11 protein-coding genes are annotated in these 16747 nt (G+C 70.5%); 1 reads left to right on the forward strand and 10 read right to left on the reverse strand.

The window, feature by feature from the left end; all coding sequences use genetic code 11:
- Positions 1 to 875 precede the first annotated feature (875 nt).
- The gene (locus tag V5P93_RS26735) at positions 876 to 2171 is read right to left on the reverse strand and encodes a hypothetical protein (RefSeq protein WP_104479783.1); all 1296 of its coding nucleotides are present in this window, start codon (positions 2169 to 2171) and stop codon (positions 876 to 878) included.
- Positions 2172 to 2354: 183 nt separating this feature from the next.
- Between V5P93_RS26735 and V5P93_RS26740 the strand changes: the two genes are divergently transcribed.
- Positions 2355 to 4913, forward strand: a complete 2559-nt coding sequence (locus tag V5P93_RS26740) for a choice-of-anchor D domain-containing protein (RefSeq protein ID WP_181043538.1) — start codon at positions 2355 to 2357, stop codon at positions 4911 to 4913.
- 359 nt (positions 4914 to 5272) lie between these two features.
- Here the strand turns inward: V5P93_RS26740 and V5P93_RS26745 are convergent, their stop codons facing one another.
- From V5P93_RS26745 to V5P93_RS26785, 9 genes are all read right to left on the reverse strand, one after another.
- Complete coding sequence (locus V5P93_RS26745) at positions 5273 to 5797, reverse strand: discoidin domain-containing protein (protein ID WP_146108052.1); 525 nt, start codon at positions 5795 to 5797, stop codon at positions 5273 to 5275.
- A 2123-nt stretch (positions 5798 to 7920) separates the two neighbouring features.
- Positions 7921 to 8454 (reverse strand): phage tail protein, encoded by a 534-nt coding sequence (locus V5P93_RS26750; RefSeq protein WP_245931325.1) that lies wholly within the window; start codon positions 8452 to 8454, stop codon positions 7921 to 7923.
- Complete coding sequence (locus V5P93_RS26755; RefSeq protein ID WP_104479735.1) at positions 8454 to 10379, reverse strand: putative baseplate assembly protein; 1926 nt, start codon at positions 10377 to 10379, stop codon at positions 8454 to 8456. The genes V5P93_RS26750 and V5P93_RS26755 overlap by 1 nt, the downstream gene beginning before the upstream one ends.
- Positions 10379 to 10786: a GPW/gp25 family protein gene (locus V5P93_RS26760; RefSeq protein ID WP_104479734.1), complete on the reverse strand. Its 408-nt coding sequence runs from the start codon at positions 10784 to 10786 to the stop codon at positions 10379 to 10381. Before V5P93_RS26760 ends, V5P93_RS26755 begins: the two co-directional genes overlap by 1 nt.
- A 9-nt stretch (positions 10787 to 10795) precedes the next feature.
- Positions 10796 to 12709: a phage baseplate assembly protein V gene (locus V5P93_RS26765; RefSeq protein WP_104479733.1), complete on the reverse strand. Its 1914-nt coding sequence runs from the start codon at positions 12707 to 12709 to the stop codon at positions 10796 to 10798.
- Entirely contained in the window at positions 12710 to 13474 is a 765-nt protein-coding gene (locus V5P93_RS26770) for a LysM peptidoglycan-binding domain-containing protein (RefSeq protein WP_104479732.1), read from the reverse strand.
- Positions 13475 to 13508: 34 nt separating this feature from the next.
- Positions 13509 to 13967 (reverse strand): phage tail protein, encoded by a 459-nt coding sequence (locus tag V5P93_RS26775; RefSeq protein ID WP_104479731.1) that lies wholly within the window; start codon positions 13965 to 13967, stop codon positions 13509 to 13511.
- Positions 13968 to 13970: 3 nt separating this feature from the next.
- The gene (locus V5P93_RS26780) at positions 13971 to 14435 is read right to left on the reverse strand and encodes a phage tail protein (RefSeq protein ID WP_104479730.1); all 465 of its coding nucleotides are present in this window, start codon (positions 14433 to 14435) and stop codon (positions 13971 to 13973) included.
- Positions 14436 to 14443: 8 nt separating this feature from the next.
- A complete protein-coding gene (locus V5P93_RS26785) occupies positions 14444 to 15784 on the reverse strand; it encodes a DUF4157 domain-containing protein (protein ID WP_181043537.1) in 1341 nt (446 codons plus the stop codon).
- Positions 15785 to 16747 lie beyond the last annotated feature (963 nt).

Raw genomic sequence — 16747 nt, forward strand, 5'->3', positions numbered from 1 at the left:
AGGCCGGTGCGAGCCCCACTCGCACCGGCCTCGACGCATCCCACCCCACATCTCGCTCCCTCAGCCCCTCCCCACCACCTCAGCCCCCCATCCGCGCCCCCAACCCCACCCACAGCCTCACATTCCCTGCCCCCAGAACAACTCCTCCCCAGAACGCCGCCGAACCTCTCGCTCGCGGCCCTCCGCACAGCCAAGACCTTCGCAGCTCCCCAGCCCCAGCCCCCGACCTCACCCACACATCGACACCGGCCACGCTCTACAACCACAACCAGTTCCACATCCAACGGCCACACCTGGGTCCCGCGCCCGCAACCCACAGACTCCGTCGCCCCTCGCCCCTCGCCCCTCGCCCCTCGCCCCTCGCCCCTCGCCCCTCGCCCCTCGCCCCTCGCCCCTCGCCCCTCGCCCCTCGCCCCTCGCCCCTCGCCCCTCGCCCCTCGCCCCTCGCCCCTCGCCCCTCGCCCCTCGCCCCTCGCCCCTCGCCCCTCGCCCCTCGCCCCTCGCCCCTCGCCCCGACCACGCTCCATGCCCCTGGCCACTCGTACAACCCCCACCCGGCTGGATCCTCCAAACCCGTCCGAGCACCCACCCACACCGCTCCGCGGTCAAGCCGCTCGCCCCACCAGCATGCCCGCAGCGGTCCCGGTACCCACCGCACCAGCTGCACCCGCTGCTCCGCCGTGCGAGGAAACCGCACCGCGTCAACAGGAGCCGCCCAGTCCACCACGCTGCCCGGCCACCTACCGCGTCCGACTCCCCTGCCGAGCCGACCAACTCAGCACCCGGTCATGACGCGGTCTGACCCCAGCCCACCGCGCGCTCGTCGCGGCACCGACATTCCCGCCCTCCAGCCAGCGCAGGTGCCCCCATCGGCGTCAGCCGGAGATACGCCCCGAGAACGACACCGACGGTCGACACTTCCCCGTCGCGGGCTCAGGCGCTCCGGGAACCTGGCAGTTCACCGCCACCCGCAGCTCCTCCCCAGGCGGAAACGTCAACGGCTCCAGGTAGTGGTAGTCCACATCGCGGAAGTTGCTCAACCCGAACTCCAGCAACACCTTCTCCCCCCGCAGGATCCGCAACGTCCCCGAATCCCCACGCGGGTTCTGCAACACCACATCGGTGATCACCAGCGTCTTCCCGTCCGGCACCCCGTCCCCCGTGAACTTCGGGAACTGCCCCGGATCCCCCGTAGCCGCCGCGTCGGTCACGACCCGGAAGTCGAACGCCTGCCCCCGGGACACGTCGACCCCACCCGGCCCCGTCACCGGCGGTGGCGTGCTCGGGACCACCCCGTCCGCCTTCTTCTCCGCCGCCACCGCCCGTTCCTCCGCTGCGGCCGCCTTCCGGACGGCGGTATCCGCCTTGTCCGCCAGCTTCGCCTGCTCGGCCGCCACCACCTCCGCCGCCGTGTCGCGGGCCGCGGACTGGATGGTCGGCTTCAACACCGTGAACCACAGCGTCACCGCCGCGATCGCCAGCGCGAGCAGCACCAGCAGCGCGGGCAGCAGCCACTTCGGAATCAGCTGGTGCTGCACCAGAGTGCCATCCGCGGTCGCGGGAGCCGTGCCGTCGGTCGACACCGCGATCCGGAACGGGTGCCGCCGCTCCGGCCCGCGCAGGAACCGGTCCTTGGGCTTCAACCGCAGCCGCAAGAACACCGCCCGGCCCGGTTCGACCGTCAACGTCGCGTAGTTGAGCCGCAGCCGCAACGCGTCCTCGGGATCCGACGCCGCGACCTCGACCGCCAGCGGGTGGTTGCTCGCGTTGTCGAGCACCACGGCACACCGACCGCGCGACCGGCAGTTCAGCGTTCGCGGCACCAGTTCGACGCGCAGGTCCGTGTACGGCCCGACCTCGACGGCGCCCTCGACCACCATCGACCCCGCCGGGTCCTCCCGCGACTGGACCCGCACGCCGAACGGCACCGACCCGGCCGGGACCGTCCCGTCGCGCGGCGGCGCGAAGACCAGCGTGACCTCACCTTCCGTACCGGGCAGCAGGTTCAGCAGCGGTGGCTCCACCCTGCTCCAGGCGGCGGCGTCGCCGACGATGTCGACGGCGAACTGGTCGACGAGCTGCCCCGAGTTGTTGACCCGCACCGTGGTGCTGACCATCTCCCCCGGGGTGACGGCGAGTTCGCTGCCTGCCAGCGACGTGGTGGCTCCCATGACCCCGCAGTGTCCCGACCCGCCCGCCCGCGCCGGACCCGCGAACGGGTGCGTGGCCGGGCAGCCCGACCTGCCCCTTCGTGCGCGGGCCGGGGTCCACTTCGCCTCCCGCGCGCGGGAGGCTTTCCCAGCACCACCTTCCTACGCTGGGACAGCGTCGATCGCGAGTGGAGGGTGCGAGCTGTGGTGGTCTCCCGACGGGTCGGTCTGGCCGCGCTCTCACTCACCGTCACGACCGGTCTCCTGCTAATCCCCGTCGGCACGCCGACGACGGCCGCCGCCGCACCCGCACCCGGGTCGACACTGCTGGCCACCGTCGACGAGAACGGCGCCCCGTCCGAGAGCGGCGGCGAAGACCAAGACCTCTCGTCCGACGGCACGGCGATCGCGTTCACCAGCAGGGCCGAATTGGCAGGGCCGACCGCGGCCGAGACGCGCAACGTCTACGTCCGCGACACCGCTCGCAACCGCACCGTCCTCATCAGCCGCGGCCAGTTCCCCACCGCACCACCGTCCTCCACACCACCAACGCCACCGCCCTCGAGCAGCAGCCCGTCATCACCCACCACGACGGAACCCACCTTCTCCCTGGGCGGCAAGCGCTTGCTGTCCCTCGCCGCCCAGGTCGCCGAGTCCGCGGCCGACGGCGACAGCTACCGACCCTCGATCTCCGGCAACGGCCGGTTCGTAGTGTTCCTCTCGACGGCGACGAACATCGTCGCGGGTGCGGGCGGGACAGCCGCCGTCCTGCTCTGCGACCGCGCCCCCAACGGCGTCTTCGACGCGCGCCGACCCGACGGCACCCTGGACTACCGATACCACCTCCTCTCCACTCCCGGATCGACCATTGTGGACAATCCGCACATCGCCGCCGGCGCCACCCGGGTCGTCTGGCAGCAGTCACCGCTCACCGCGGGCTTCACGCGCCTGCTGGTCGCCGACCTGACCAACGGCCTCCCGGCACCCGGGCGCGAGCTACCCACCGACCTCCCCGGCACGGCGGGAGCCCGGCTGGACCGGCAGACCACCCCGGACATCTCCGGGGACGGCCGCTACGTCGTGTCGACGGCGAACGCGGTCGTTCCCGAGGGCCCCGACTCCGCGGCCACCCGCTTCAACGCGATCATCCGCACCGACGTCGCCGCGGGCCGCAACGCGCGCGTCGACCTCGCCGACGACGGCACGCCCCTGGGCACCGACGAGAGCGTGGCCCTGCTGTCGCCCGCGATCTCCGGCGACGGCTCGGTCGTCGCCTTCGCCTCCGGGCGCTACGGCAGCTGGTCCACCGTCCACGTCGTACACCCCGACACAGCCGATTCGCGCGTGGTGTCCCTCGACAACACGGGCGCGCCGATCAACGCCGTGTTGCCCGGCCTGTCCGCCGACGGCCGTTACCTGGCCTTCGTCACCGACTCCCCGGGCGCCCACGACGGTGCCGACGTGCCGCCCGACGACGACTCCTCGTGCACCGGCGGTGGCGCCCGCGCACTCGCCCAGGAGCCGGTGCGCTGCCAGGTCGTGGTGCGCGACCTGGTCGCGGACCAACGACGAGGCCCGAACCGACTGCCCGGCGCCCTGGCCTCAGCACCCAGCGGCACGGACTGCCCCGGGACTGCCGAAGCCCCGCGTTGCCCGGGTGACAGCACACCGCGGTGGTCCTCCACGCCGCCGTCGCTCTCGGCCGATGGCGCGCGCGTGGCGTTCGACTCCACCTCAAGCGACTTGGCGAACGGTGTGACCGACGAACCGGGAACGGACGTCTTCGCGCACACCTTCGAACCGACGTTGCGCGCCGAGCCGCCAGCCTTCGGCTCGGTGCACATCGGCGATGACTACACCCAGACCATTACGGTAGCGCATTCCGGGTTCGGCCCGCTGTCGGTGGAGTCGTTGGCAATCAACAACTCCGAATTCTCCCTCGGCGCGAACACCTGCGTAGGAACGGTTTTGCACGTCACCGACACCTGTTTGATCTCCATCAGGTTCACCCCATCAGGGGCAGGCGAGCGAACCGGTCGGCTGATCGCGCGGACCCGCGGCGGACGCGAGTACACCGTGGACCTGACCGGTGTCGGCGACCCCGGGACCGTGGACGGTGATCCCGAAGTGGTCGCGGAGATCCCGAGGTTCGCGGCCGACCCGGACCCGCTCGACTTCGGCCCCCGACTGCTGCTGTCCGACGGCCCACCGCTCCCGCTCACCATCCACAACACCGGAGACGGCCCGATGACCGTGACGGGATTGTCGGTGGACTCGGTAGACTTCTCCCTGGATGTCACTTCATGCCAGGACGTGACGATCACGGCAGGCGGCTCGTGCGTGGTGGACGTGCGGTTCCGACCCGTCGGCCCGGCCGCGCCCGTCGACCGGTCCGCGGTCATCGAGATCACCAGCACGGCCCCGGGTGGCCCGCACCTCGTGGCGGTGCGCGGCCAAGCCCGGCAACCGGTGCTGGACCTCAACCCCGCGGTAGTCGCCCCGGGGCGGGTCACGATCGCGACCGGGATCGACTTCACGCCGAACCACCCGATCACCATCACCTACCGCGAGGCGGTCGGCTCGGCCACCGCGACCACCGACCCGGACGGCCGGTTCAGCACGCAGTTGCTGGTGCTGCCCAAGGCATCCGTGGGACCGCGCACCGCGGTCGCGACAGTCGACGGCACCGACATCACCGCCGAACGCCCGTTGCTGGTGGTCATCAACACGGTGAGCCCGTCCCAATTCGTCGGCCGAGGTTGACCCGCACACGCTCGGATCTGAACCTCGTCTAAAGAGGCACAGTCAACAACGGTCAGTGACGTGCCTGCCTTATGGGTGAGCTGCGGCGCGGATGCTGCTTCGGACTCCTTCGGCACATTCCACTGGGGCCATGAAGTCACCGGCCCGGCCTGGCCCCTTCGCCGGACGGCACCACCGTCACCACGAACCTGCTCGTCGGCGCGGACGGCGCCCTGGTCGCGGGTCCGCCCCTGCGTCGCAAGACCAAACTTGCCCGGCGGCAGCCAGAAGCACGGGAGGTCCCCTGTATCTCGATCGAGCTTGTCCCTCTCTCGGAGGTGCCCCCAGCCGGTCCGCGCCCGGGGCCTGCCGACCGCCCCTTACTTCTCCTCAAAGAACTCGATCTCGCTGAGCGCCACCTCGGTACCCTTCACACTCTGGAACAGCCCGGTCACGTGCACCTCCACCGAGGTCACCCCTTCCGCGTCCGCGATCTCGAGCTCCTGCGGCTCAGGGTTGTCCTTGAGTTCCAGGTCAGCGGTCTTGCCGGTGGAGAAGACCAGGTGCAACCGCTGCGGCCGGTGCGTGGACTGGAAGCTGTCCCGAGCACCGGGCCGAACGATGGCCTTGGCGAGCGTGACGGTCCGGTCGAAGCGCAGGACGAGGGTGGGTTCGGGCCCATCCTTGGCCGCCGCCCAGTAAGTGTTGCTGAACCCGTCCAACGCGGCGCCCCCGGGATGACCGGGCAACTCGGATGTCGTCGTGATGGCTACCGGCGCCACCGGCGCGTACTGCGGCAGAACCAGCTCCTCGAACTGCTTCCGCAACGCGACGGCGCGCGCGTTCACCCACCCCCGGAAGTCAGCGGAGAGCCCGTAAGCCGCGGAAGCGACGATCAGCAACACCGACACCACCCGCCGCACAACCCGGAACGCCGCGGCAACACCCTCCCCGACCTTCGACTTCCCCCGCAGGTTCTTCGGCCGCTCCCCCGACTTGCGCGACCTGGCTCCCCGCCGCGGGACGAACCGCCGCCACCACGACTGCTTGACGACCTCGGCATCCGCCAGCGAACACCCACACCGACTACAGAACTTGCGCGTCGCGACGTTGCCCTCACCGCAGTCCCCGCAGATCAGGTCACCCGGGTCGAGCCGCCGCGTACTGGCCCGCCGCCGAACCTTGGGCACAGCCTGAACGGACTCCTGCGGCAACACCTCCCCCGGCTGCCCCTCAACGGGATCGATATCGGCCACCAACCCCCGTGCGGCCTCGACCCGCTCCGCCGATTCCCGCTGCCCAGGCATCCCACCCTGCTGCCCCGGAACAACCACCCGCGCCACAGGCAAAGCCAACCCCGCAGCCGCACTCGCCTGCGCTCCCGCAGCGGCTGGCGGCCTCCAGGTAGGCAGCGCGGGGAGAGCAGGCCCGGCCCCACCGGCAGCCTCCGAATCCCCGCTACGCGGTGAAGGCGAAGGCGGGGCAGACGCGCCCGACGGCTGGACAGGCGGAGTTGGCCGCGCATCCGACGGCGTCGACACGCCGAGAGAAGCCGCTTGAACCGAGCCTTCAGGTGCGGAGGAGGCCGGAACTCCAGCCGAAGGTGACGAGACCAGCGCAGAAGGCATAGCGCGGTTGGGCGGAGACGGCAGAACAACCCCCGGCGGCGACTTGAGAGCCTCGGTGGGAGCTGGAGGAACCGGTGACGCGGAGGACGGCGGAACAGCCCCCACCGGCAGTGACGGTTCGAGGGCAACTGGCGGTGCGACGCTCGACGACGCGGAGGGATTGGCAGGGGACAACGACTGCTCGAGAGCATCAGGGAGAGCCAGTGGAGCAACACCCTGAGGCGCGGAAGGACGAGGAGGAGCCGGCGAAACAGCACCCGCCGGCAACGGGGGCTTGATAACACCTGGAGGAGTTGGACGAACGTCCCCCGGCGGCAGCAACGACTCGAGGGCACCCGGCCGAGCGATACCCGGCGAGCCGGAAGAACTGGAAGCGGACAGCGGAACGCCCCCCGTCGGCAGCGACGGCTCAAGAGCACCAGGGAGCGCCGGCAAAGCGACAGCCGGAGGCACGGACGAAGCAGGAAGGGGCGACGGAACGACCCCCGGTGGCAACGGAGGTTTCACGGCACCGGGAGGCGCTGGCGGAGCGGCACCCGAGGGCACGGAGGAAGCAGGCGAGGGCGACGGGACAGCCCCCGGTGACAACGGGGGCTCCAAGCCGCCAGGGGAAGCTGGCGCAGCGACGCTCCGAGCCGACGGAGGAGCAGCAGGAGCCAGCGGTGTCATCCCTGGTGGCGTCGGAGACTTCAGGGCGCCAGGAGGCGCAGGCGGAGCGGCACTTGGAGGAACGGGACGAGCAGGAGGGGACGTCGGAACAGCCCCCGGTGACAACGAAGGCCTCGGGACGCCGGGAGGTGCCGGTGGAGCAGTGCTCGGAGCTGAGGGGGGAGCAGAAGTCGACGGCGTCCCCGGTGGCGTCGGGGGCTTCAAGGCACCAGGAGGCGCCGGCGGAGCGGCACCCGGGGGCGACGGAACGGCCCCCGGTGGCAACGGGGGTTTCGGGGCACCAGGGGGAGCCGGCGGAGCGGCGCTCGGAGCCGAGGGAGGAGCAGGAGGGGACGGCGGTGTCGTCCCCGGTGGCGCCGGAGGTCTGGGGACACCGGCTGGTGGCGCCGGAGCCGCGCCCGGAGGCGCGGGCGGTGTGGGCACGCCAGGTGGCCGTGGAGGGCCGGGAGTGTTCGCGGCGGCGGGTCTGGGGGCACCAGGAGCGCCGGCCGGTGTCGGTTTGGTGGGCTCGGGAAGCGGCGGACGATGCCCCACGTCGAGGTAGAGCGCGGACTGGAGGCGCGCGAACAGGCCGCGCTTGGGCGGCTCCTCTTCCTCCTCCTCAACCACCACAACGGCCTTCACCGGTGTCGGGGCGACCTTCTCCCCCGTCCACTCCAGAAACCCACCGCACTTCCCGCAGAAGGTGTCGGTGTCCTGGTTGTGACTGGCGCACGACTTGCACACGATCATCACGCCACCTCCACCCGGTGCACGACATGGGCGGGCTTGGCGGCCGCGACCACCGCGTCCACCAAGTCCTCCGGGGCCGACAACGGGTCCTGCACCCGTACCCGGACCGCCAGCCGGGGGTGGGCGTCACCCGGCAGCTCCGCGTCCGGGTCCAGTGAGTGGGCGACACCGCCGCTGTCGACGATCTCCACAACGCCGCCGGTCAGGACCTCCAGGTTCGCCCGGAGGCCCGACACCGTGCCGCGCATGCGGTACATCTCCACCGCCGTGCCGACCACCGCGCGTCGGCGGTCGAGCGGCCAGCCCTCGTCCAGTTCGATGCCCACCCAGCCGGACAGCCACTCCAGGAAGTCCTCCGGGGCCAGCAGCGGGTCGAGGTAGTCCGCCACGCAATCCACTGTGGACAGCACCGGCGCCAGCACGTCGTCGAACCCGGCCATGAACCGCTCGGTGAACGGGTCCTCCTGGTAGATGGCGGGCAACAGTTCCAGCATCGGGACGGCGGAGGGCAGCCCCGCGACAGCACCGCGCATCAGTGGTCCTCCACCTTCACGTGGTGCTCGAAGGAGAACACCAGGCTGTGCCGGTCGACGTCAAGGCGCTGCGTCTCGTCGCCGCGTTCACCGGTGACCGGGTTGGCACCGAAGAGCCGGACGTCCTCGACCATGTCCACGCCTCGGACCCGTTGCAGGAGCGCGTGGATGTCACCCGCCTGCACCGGTCTCCCGAAGCGCCAGCCCGCGCCGTCCGACCCGCCGGTCACCGGGTTCAGGTGGCCGTACAACGCGGCCAGCGCCTCCGACCGCACGCGCGCGCGGTCCACCCGCGGTCGAGCGATCACCCGCGCGACCACCGTGACACCCCGGTACTTCGGCGGCGAGACCAGCACCCTGGTCCCGATGAGCCGGACCTCGTCCAGGCGGTCGGTGATCCGGGCCAGGGTCTGCCGCTCCGGCACCAGGTCCGCGAACTCGATGCGCCCGTCGAGTTGGGCGACGGTGGGCACGACCAGCACCCGCACCGACCCCGCGTCCGCGTCGTCGTCGCCCGCCGTCACGCACCGGACGCGCGCCACCTCCGGCGCGGCCTCCCGCGTGATCGCCTCGTAGTCCTCCGCAGTCACCGCCCGGCCACGGGTGCGCAGCAAAATTGGACCACGGGCCTTGGCCTGGTCCAGAGTCTCCCCGTCGACACCACCGGTCGCCGCGTCCAGGTTCTCCACGTCAGCCACGAACGGGATGGAGGAACTGAGCATGCGAATCGCGCCACGTCCGACATTGCCGCTGCGCCCGCCACCGTAAGCATACCCGCGAACACGGATCGTGCAACGTTGATCCGGCACGGCGCCGTACTGCCGCACCGTCCCATCCGGTTCTCGGATAGCGGGTCCGAACTGGACCACGCCCGTGGCACCGTCGAGCCGGTAGTGCCGATCGGCCGGACCGCTCCCGGCGAAGTGCGGCACCAGGGTCCACGGCACCCAACCGTCGTCGGACGTCGTCTCCAGCAGTCCACTCGCGACGATCGGCGCCCGGCCGAGGGTGAACTGCTGCCCGGGCACCCCCTCGGACTGCCCCAACACCTCGTCCTCGACGACATCGCAGTGCTGGGCCGTCGCGGTTCCCCCGACCGTGCTCGCGGCGAGCGAGGTGATCACCGGGCTCTCGTGGTACGTCGGGTACTCGTCGTCGACCTCGACGACCCGCGCGCGCAGCCACCCCGCGCTCTCCCCATCGATCACGGACGTCACGTGACCGGCCGGGACGTGCACATGCACCCAGCCGTCGGTGTTGATCGCGTCGGTCGTGTCCTGGCCGACCCGGCACCGCACCCACTCGGTTCCGTTATACGCCTCCCACACCAGCGGCGGGTGGTCCGGATGCACACCGACACCCGTGACCTGGCAACCGATGTCGACCCGGACGACACAACGCGGCACGGCGACGTCAAGCCCCACCAGCAGCGCGTCCCCGACCTGGGGCTCGGGCGAGAATGCCGGGAACGACGTGCCCATGCGCAGCTTGTCCGTCACGTCCCCGGCCGGATTCACCACCCGGGTCAGCACGCTCGGCACGATCCAGAGGTCCTCGCACGTGCTGAACACCACCGACTCGGCGGCTTCCGTCCGCGCGGTGGACACCTCCGTCCCCACCGACACGCCGACGGCCGTCACCGCGGGCGATGACAGCCAGAAGGTCACCGGCACCTGCGCGGCCGTCGGCGGTACCAGCCGAAGCCCGATCATCTCCAGGAACTTGACGTACAGGCGCTCCGGGACCTGGTTGAGCCGGAACAGCACCTGGTCGGTCATGAACGCGAAAGTCTCGATCAGCGTCACGCCCGGGTCGGACACGTTGTGGTCGGTCCACTCCGGACACTTGCGCATGACCATCCGCTTGGCTTCGTCCACCAGGTCCTGGAAGCGGCGGTCGTCGAGGTTGGGTGCGGGTAGCACCATCAGTAGTCACTCCCGTCCTCGGGGATGGTGTAGAACGGGAAGACCAGGTTGCGGCGGTCGTTGGTGTCCTTGACGACGTACCGGATGTCGATGTAGAGCAGGCTGCTGTCATCGGGGTCCGGTTCGACGCCGACGCCTTCGACGTCCACGCGCGGCTCCCAGCGCAGCAACGCGTCGCGGACCTCCTGCGACAGCTCGGCGGCCGTCTCCAGGTTGACGGGCCGGAACACGTAGTCGCGGATGCGGCTGCCGAACGCGGGGCGCATCGGCCGCTCGCCCGGGTAGGTCGCCAGGATGAGCCGCATCGCCTGCTCCAGCTCCACCTCCCGGCGCACCAGGGCGATGCCGCCCTGCGGCCCGACACCGAGCGGGAACGCCCAGCCCGCGCCGACGAAGTCCTGCGCCATCCGACCCTCCTAGTTGAGCTTGAGCATGGAGCCCTTGACCTCGGTGACCCCGGGGCTCGTGATCCGCACACCCAGTTTGCCGCTGAGTTCCAACGTCCCCTCGGACTCCAGCTTCATCCCGCCCGCGCCCGCGCGGATGGTGACCGTCCCGGCGCCGCCGCACTCGATGGTCAGCGAGCCCACGGGGTTGCGGCTGGCCGGTGGGCTGGGGGCGCAGGACAGCGTGACGGTGCCGCCGACCTGGTCGACGCTCAACCCGGTCTTCCCGTCCGCGGTACCGAGTTCGATCTTGGACTCGGTGGGTGGGGCCGGGGCCAGTACGCGGTCGGTGAACAGCAGCCGCGTCCCCGAAGGGGTGACTATGCCGCGTTTGTTGATGGTTCCGGCGGCCACGGCGGTGCCCAGGTGCCCGAAGGAGCAGGTATCATTGAGCAGGCCGCCCAGCACATACGGCCGACGGGCATCGCCGAACTCGAAGCCGACCAGCACCTCGTCACCGACTTCCGGCAGGAAGAGCGGTCCGCTGCGCTTACCCGCTCCGATGTGGACTGTCCGGGCCCAGTCGGACTCGTAGTTGTGCGCCAGCCACGGCAGGGTGACCTTGACCCGGCCCTTCTGCTCGGGGTCCTGCACGTTGGTGACCACGCCGCACACCAGACCGGTGAACTCCTGCGGGCGCTGGGGCGGGTTGGTGAGGCCGAGGAGGTTGCGGTTCTGCCGTCCGCTCACCCAGAACCGGGTGTGGTAGCCGTTCTCCTCGGCGTCGAAGACGTGCCGCGCGTTGGTGATGACCCAGGTGCCGACGAACTTCTCGGGTACGCCACCGATCTCCACCTCGGCGCCCGCCTGGATCGCGGGGTCGCCCAGCGCGTCGCCTTCGGCCTCGGCGAAGACGCTGCCGACGTGGTCGGCCACACCTTCGGCGATCTCCTTCGCGGCCGCGTCGGCGCTCGGCCCCCGACCAGCGGGCCGGTCGACGACCAGGTGCGCGGTCGTGCTCGGCGGCCGCACGAAAGCCAGGCCCGGGTTCAGCACCGGCGGGGGCAGCGCGGGGATCGGGACCATGCCCCGGGTGGCGTCCCTGGCCAGGTCGCCGGGTTCGTCGTCGAGTTCGGCGGTGCCGGTCATGACCCGGTTGCCCGCGACGGCGACTCGCGCGCGTTTGGTGTCCCACACGCGGACCTCGACGTCCGGCGTGAGGTTGGCGGAGGTGACGCGCGGCAGGAACGTGAGCAGGTTGTCCTTGAACACGAGCTTGGTGCTCAAGCCCAAGATGCTCTTCGCCGCGTCCGCCACGGCACCCGCGACTCCGCCCAGCGCGCCACCCGCCGGGCGCCCGGACGCGCGGCGGAAGAAGAACTCCCCGCCCTCGACGCCGGTCTCGAAGCCGATCTCGCGGGCCCGTTGGGTCAGGAAGTCCCAGTCGGTCTGCGCGACCTGCGCGAGGTGCTGGTGCACGGTGCGGGTCGTCTGCACGTCGCCGACGCGCAGACCCGCGGCCCGGGCGATGTCCGTGGCGATCTGGCTGTCGCGTTTACCCAGCCAGGTCCGGGTGCGTTTGGCGCGCTGCAGCCGGTGCGCGCGTTCGTACCCGCGCACCACAGAGAAGATGAGTCCGTCTTGGCAAATGGCCTCTATGGCCGTGACCTCGCCCGAGATCAGTGTACTGGTTCCGCTGTCATCCGCGCGACCCGCCGCGATTTTCACCGTGGTGCCGATGTCCAGTCCGGCGGTGGAGACGATGTTCCCCTCGTCGTCGGCGAAGATCAGCTCGAACATGTCCGGCAGGTGCAGGTGCGTGTCCACTACGGCGCGCACCAGGTTGGGCATGGCCAAGGGGTTGAGCGGGAGACCGACCATGCCGACCCGGATCGACGGCCAGACCAGGGCCGCGCTCTTGCCGCCGAGCAGACCTTCGAGCACCTACGCCTCCTGGAGCTCTTGCGGGTTGGGCAGGTAGACAGTCGTTCCAGGACGGACGCGCATGGGATCCTGGATACCGTTGACCTCGGCGATCCGCCGCCACGCCGCGGGGGTGCCGTAGTTGGCCGTGGCGATGGATTGCAGCGATTCGCCTTCGGCGACGGTGTGCCTGCGACGACCGGGCTGTCCACCGGAAGTGGGGTTCTGCGGCAGGGAGTCGAGGAGCGTGGGGACCCGGGTCAACTCCATCGTGACCAGGGCGCGCACCGGGATACCCGCGCCGGTGAAGCGGGTGTACTTCACGGTGCACCCGGAGAGCTTCACGGTGTAGACGAAGCCGACCATCGGTGGCCCGTACTGGAACGTCAGCTCGGGTGGCTCGGTCTTGAGGTTCTGCCCGGTGACCATGGAGAGGACCTGACCCAGGAACCCGGAGTCCGGGGACATCCAGCCGAGGAGCGTGTCACAGCGCAGCTTGGTGGTCTTGCCCTCGAAGACGATCTCCGCGAGCGTGATGGTCCCGCCGTCCACCTTCTTGGTGGTCGGCCGTACCGTGCCCGAATCACCCTTGCCGCCGCCGGGCGAGGCCGTCTTGCCCACCTTGCTCGTCCGCTTGATGGTGATGGTGGTGGGGTTGAAGTCGAAAGGCACGAAGCCGACGTGGGGCAACGTCGTGCACCGCAGCGAAGCCGGGAACTGGCTGCCCGCCAGTCCCGCGGTGATCCCGACGTTGGCCGCGAAGCCGAGTGCTGCACCGAGGACCATCACGACCTCCCTTGCGCGTGTACTCTTGTGGTGGTCACAGGAATCCCTCGTGCGCGAGCTCAAGCGTCTCGGTGGCGATCCCCAACGTCATCGCGTCCAGGTCCGGCCCCTTCCAGGTGGCCGGGTAGACGTTGCGCAACTGCCAGGCCGCCACCACCCCGGCCCGGGCGTCGAAGAGCGTGATCTGCGCGGTGCCGCCGTCGCCGCTGCTGTCCGCGCCGATCCACGCGCTGACCCGGTCACGCAGCCACGCCTGCACCCGGGCGGTGTCGGGCGCGTTCATCGCGCGGGTGAGCGTCACGTTCGGGTACTGCACGCGACCGGGCAGGATCACCTCGTACTCGTAGTTGCCGCCGTCGTTGATCAGCTCGGGGTTGAACTTCACCTGCAGGCCCTGGCACCGCGCCCAGCCGCCGAGGTCCACGCCGTCGACGGCGACGTGGAAGCGGGTGGTGAGCGCGAGCTGGGTCTCGGCGCTGTGCAGCGCGACCATGGGTCAGCCCACCAGCTTGCGCTGGTCCTCGAGGAACCCGCGGTGGGCCAGTTCCAGGGTTTCCACGGCGACCTGGCTGGCGCCCGCGTCCATCGAGGTGATCGCCCACTTCACCGGGATCACGTCCCGCAGCTCCCACTCGGTGATGGGGCCGTCCTCCAGGTGCGAGGTGAAGAGGCCGATCGTGCCGATGTAGAGCTTGTGCTCCCACGAGTTCTTGTTGAGCCAGTCCCGCACGGCGCTGGTCTCCTCGGAGACCGCGCGGGAGAGCTTGACGTTGGTGTACTTGGTGTTGCCGGGGAAGTAGAGGCGGTCGTTGCCGCCGTCGCCGCTGCGGTACTCGGCGACGTCCCACGCCACGTCGAGGCCGTCCGCCTTGGTCCAGCTCCCCAGGTTGTACATCTCCATGTTCTGCACGGTGACGACGAACCGGTTGCTCAGACCGATCTTGCTGCTGTCGCTGAGCATCACGCCTCCTAGCGGAAATCGGTGAGCAGGCCCGCCCGCTCGCGGTCGATGAGCAGTTCCATCCGCAGCCGGGAACGCAGCCGGTCGTAGAGCCGGGTGGACAGCTCGTCGAGGTCGAGGCGGTCGATGTCGATCTCGTCCGCGTCCTCGGCCTGGTCGGGCTGCTGGGGCTTGGGGGTGGCCTTCGGCTTGGGCTCGAACCAGTTCTTCGGGTTGAGCGAGGAGCGGAAGTCGTGGCCGACGAGACCGATGTCCGCCAAGACCTGGTCTGCTCCCCGCTCCTCGTCTTGGTGTTCGTCAACCTGAGTCGGCTTCTTCTTCTGTACCGCGTCAGGCTGTGTGCTCTGTGCCTTCTCACGGGTCTGCCGTCGACCGTGTTCGTCGTCTGAGGGTCGGACGCCGTGAATGCCCATGAAGCCGCTGCGCGGGTCCTGGCCGGCGAGGGCTTGCATGAGGCGGTGGGAGAACTTCTGCTCGACCGGCTCGTGTACCTCACCCGGCGGTGTCTTCCGGGGGCGCTGCGGAGATCTCGCGGTCCTGGTCGCGGGCCGGTTGCCCGCGGCGCGTTCCTCGAGGTCCAGCAGGTGTTCGATGCGGTCGAGGTCGAAGCCGTCGAGTTCGACCGGATCGTCGTCGGCGCGTTCGTCGTTCAGGCGGGTGAGCAGTTCCCTCGTCAGCTCGACGCGCCGGGCGTCACGGTTGAAGGTGGGCTTCTCCGACGCTTGGGCGCGTTGCCGTTCCAGCACGGGGTTGGTCCATTCCTCGACCACCCGGCGCGCGGACCGCTCGGCGATCTGGCCCACCTCCGCGCGGGTATCCGGGTCGAGGGCGGACGAGGGTTTCGGGTCGACTCGGGACCGCCTGGCGTGCTGCGCCTGGGTCTCCGTGAAGCTTTTCGTGGGGTGGACCAGGTCGGTCGCGTGTCCGGTGATCGAGATGGTGGGTTCGACGGCGCCCGCCTCCCCCGCGTACCAGCGTTCGGCGGCTTGGGCCTCGGCTTCCAGCAGCTGTCCGGCGGGGGTGTTCTCGGCGGGTAGTGCGTGGCCGTGGGCGCGCTGCTGGGCGACGTGGACGAGCTCGTGGGCGAGCAGCCCGCGGGTCTGCGGATTGTCGTGGGTGTCCGGTAGAAAGACGGCACCCTGGGTGGTGAAGGCACGGGCGTCCTTGGCCTGGGCGGCGGCGGTTACGCGGGCACCCCGGTAGACGGGCACGTCGGCGACATCTATCCGATGCCGCCTCCTCAACGCGTCCACCAACTCGGCCGGGGGGCGGGTGACGACGACTCCCGTGGGCATTCCCTGCGGACGGCTCGCGTCGATCTTGGCGGGTACGCCGCGCAGTCCGTGCACCAGCGGGGTCGTTGGGGCACCTCCAGCAGCGCCCGGCACTCCGGTCCGGGCGCCGATGGCGCCTGCCTGTACGGCCGTGGCGCCTTCAACGCCTGGTGAATCGGGACGGGCATCGTGTCGTGAGGCCGAGCCGCCGGATCCGACATGTACGGGGTCGGGTGCCACTGGCGGCGCGTTGTTTCCGAGGGCCGCAGTCGGTTCGCTCGAGGTAGTGCCGCTCTCCACGCTCTCGGTCGCGTGCCGGTCGTAGATCAGGTTCGTACCGGGTTCGACGCTGACCACGGCTGCCGTGACCTGGTGCAGACCGGAGGCCTCGCTCGGCTTCGTGTCGGTGGTCGGCGTGGGTTCAGTGCGATCTGGCGCGGCGGCGTCCACACCTCGGGAGGCCTCGACTGCTTCCGCCACGCCGTGGGCAAAGTCTGTTCTGCCAGGATCCGATGCGGTCGCGCGGTCATTCGAGGACGAGCCGGACGTCTCGGTGCCGGTCGGCGGGGTCACCGGATCCACCGACAGTGACGGCTCCCCTTGTCCGGGAGGTTCCTCCACGGAAGCCGCATCACCGACCGGATCCGGTTTGCGCGAGATTGGCGCGCCGAGGCCCAGCCGTCTGCTCTCCCCCAGAGACGGCCGGGGGCGGTCGCGTCGCACGGCGAGCTCCACCGGCTTCGGTTTCGGTTCCTCCACGGGTGCAAACGATTGCGGTGTGGGCGACTCCGGTACTCCGCCTGTCTGCGCCTGGGTGACCCAGTCCGGCACGTACCTCATCCACCCGGGGGCGCGGTAGGGTTCGGCCGCGACCCGGGGCTCACCGACGTAGTCCGAGGTCGCCTTGGTCAACGCGGACACCTCGACCACTTCACCCACGACCGGTCTGCCCACCAACGGCGTGCCACCGGGCAAATCCGTGTCGTGGCGTATCCGCGCGCGGTCACCCACCGGCAGCGGGGTCACCAGGCCTTCCAC

The sequence above is a fragment of the Actinokineospora auranticolor genome, assembly GCF_041897805.1.
In the GTDB taxonomy this organism is placed as follows: domain Bacteria; phylum Actinomycetota; class Actinomycetes; order Mycobacteriales; family Pseudonocardiaceae; genus Actinokineospora; species Actinokineospora auranticolor.

What these genes read in the sequence shown, in the direction of transcription:
- V5P93_RS26780 (WP_104479730.1), bottom strand. Translation starts at nt 14,435, where the DNA reads ATGCTCAGCGACAGCAGCAAGATCGGTCTGAGCAACCGGTTCGTCGTC.
- V5P93_RS26755 (WP_104479735.1), bottom strand. Translation starts at nt 10,379, where the DNA reads ATGGTGCTACCCGCACCCAACCTCGACGACCGCCGCTTCCAGGACCTG.
- V5P93_RS26735 (WP_104479783.1), bottom strand. Translation starts at nt 2,171, where the DNA reads ATGGGAGCCACCACGTCGCTGGCAGGCAGCGAACTCGCCGTCACCCCG.
- V5P93_RS26760 (WP_104479734.1), bottom strand. Translation starts at nt 10,786, where the DNA reads ATGGCGCAGGACTTCGTCGGCGCGGGCTGGGCGTTCCCGCTCGGTGTC.
- V5P93_RS26770 (WP_104479732.1), bottom strand. Translation starts at nt 13,474, where the DNA reads ATGGTCCTCGGTGCAGCACTCGGCTTCGCGGCCAACGTCGGGATCACC.
- V5P93_RS26750 (WP_245931325.1), bottom strand. Translation starts at nt 8,454, where the DNA reads ATGCGCGGTGCTGTCGCGGGGCTGCCCTCCGCCGTCCCGATGCTGGAA.
- V5P93_RS26775 (WP_104479731.1), bottom strand. Translation starts at nt 13,967, where the DNA reads ATGGTCGCGCTGCACAGCGCCGAGACCCAGCTCGCGCTCACCACCCGC.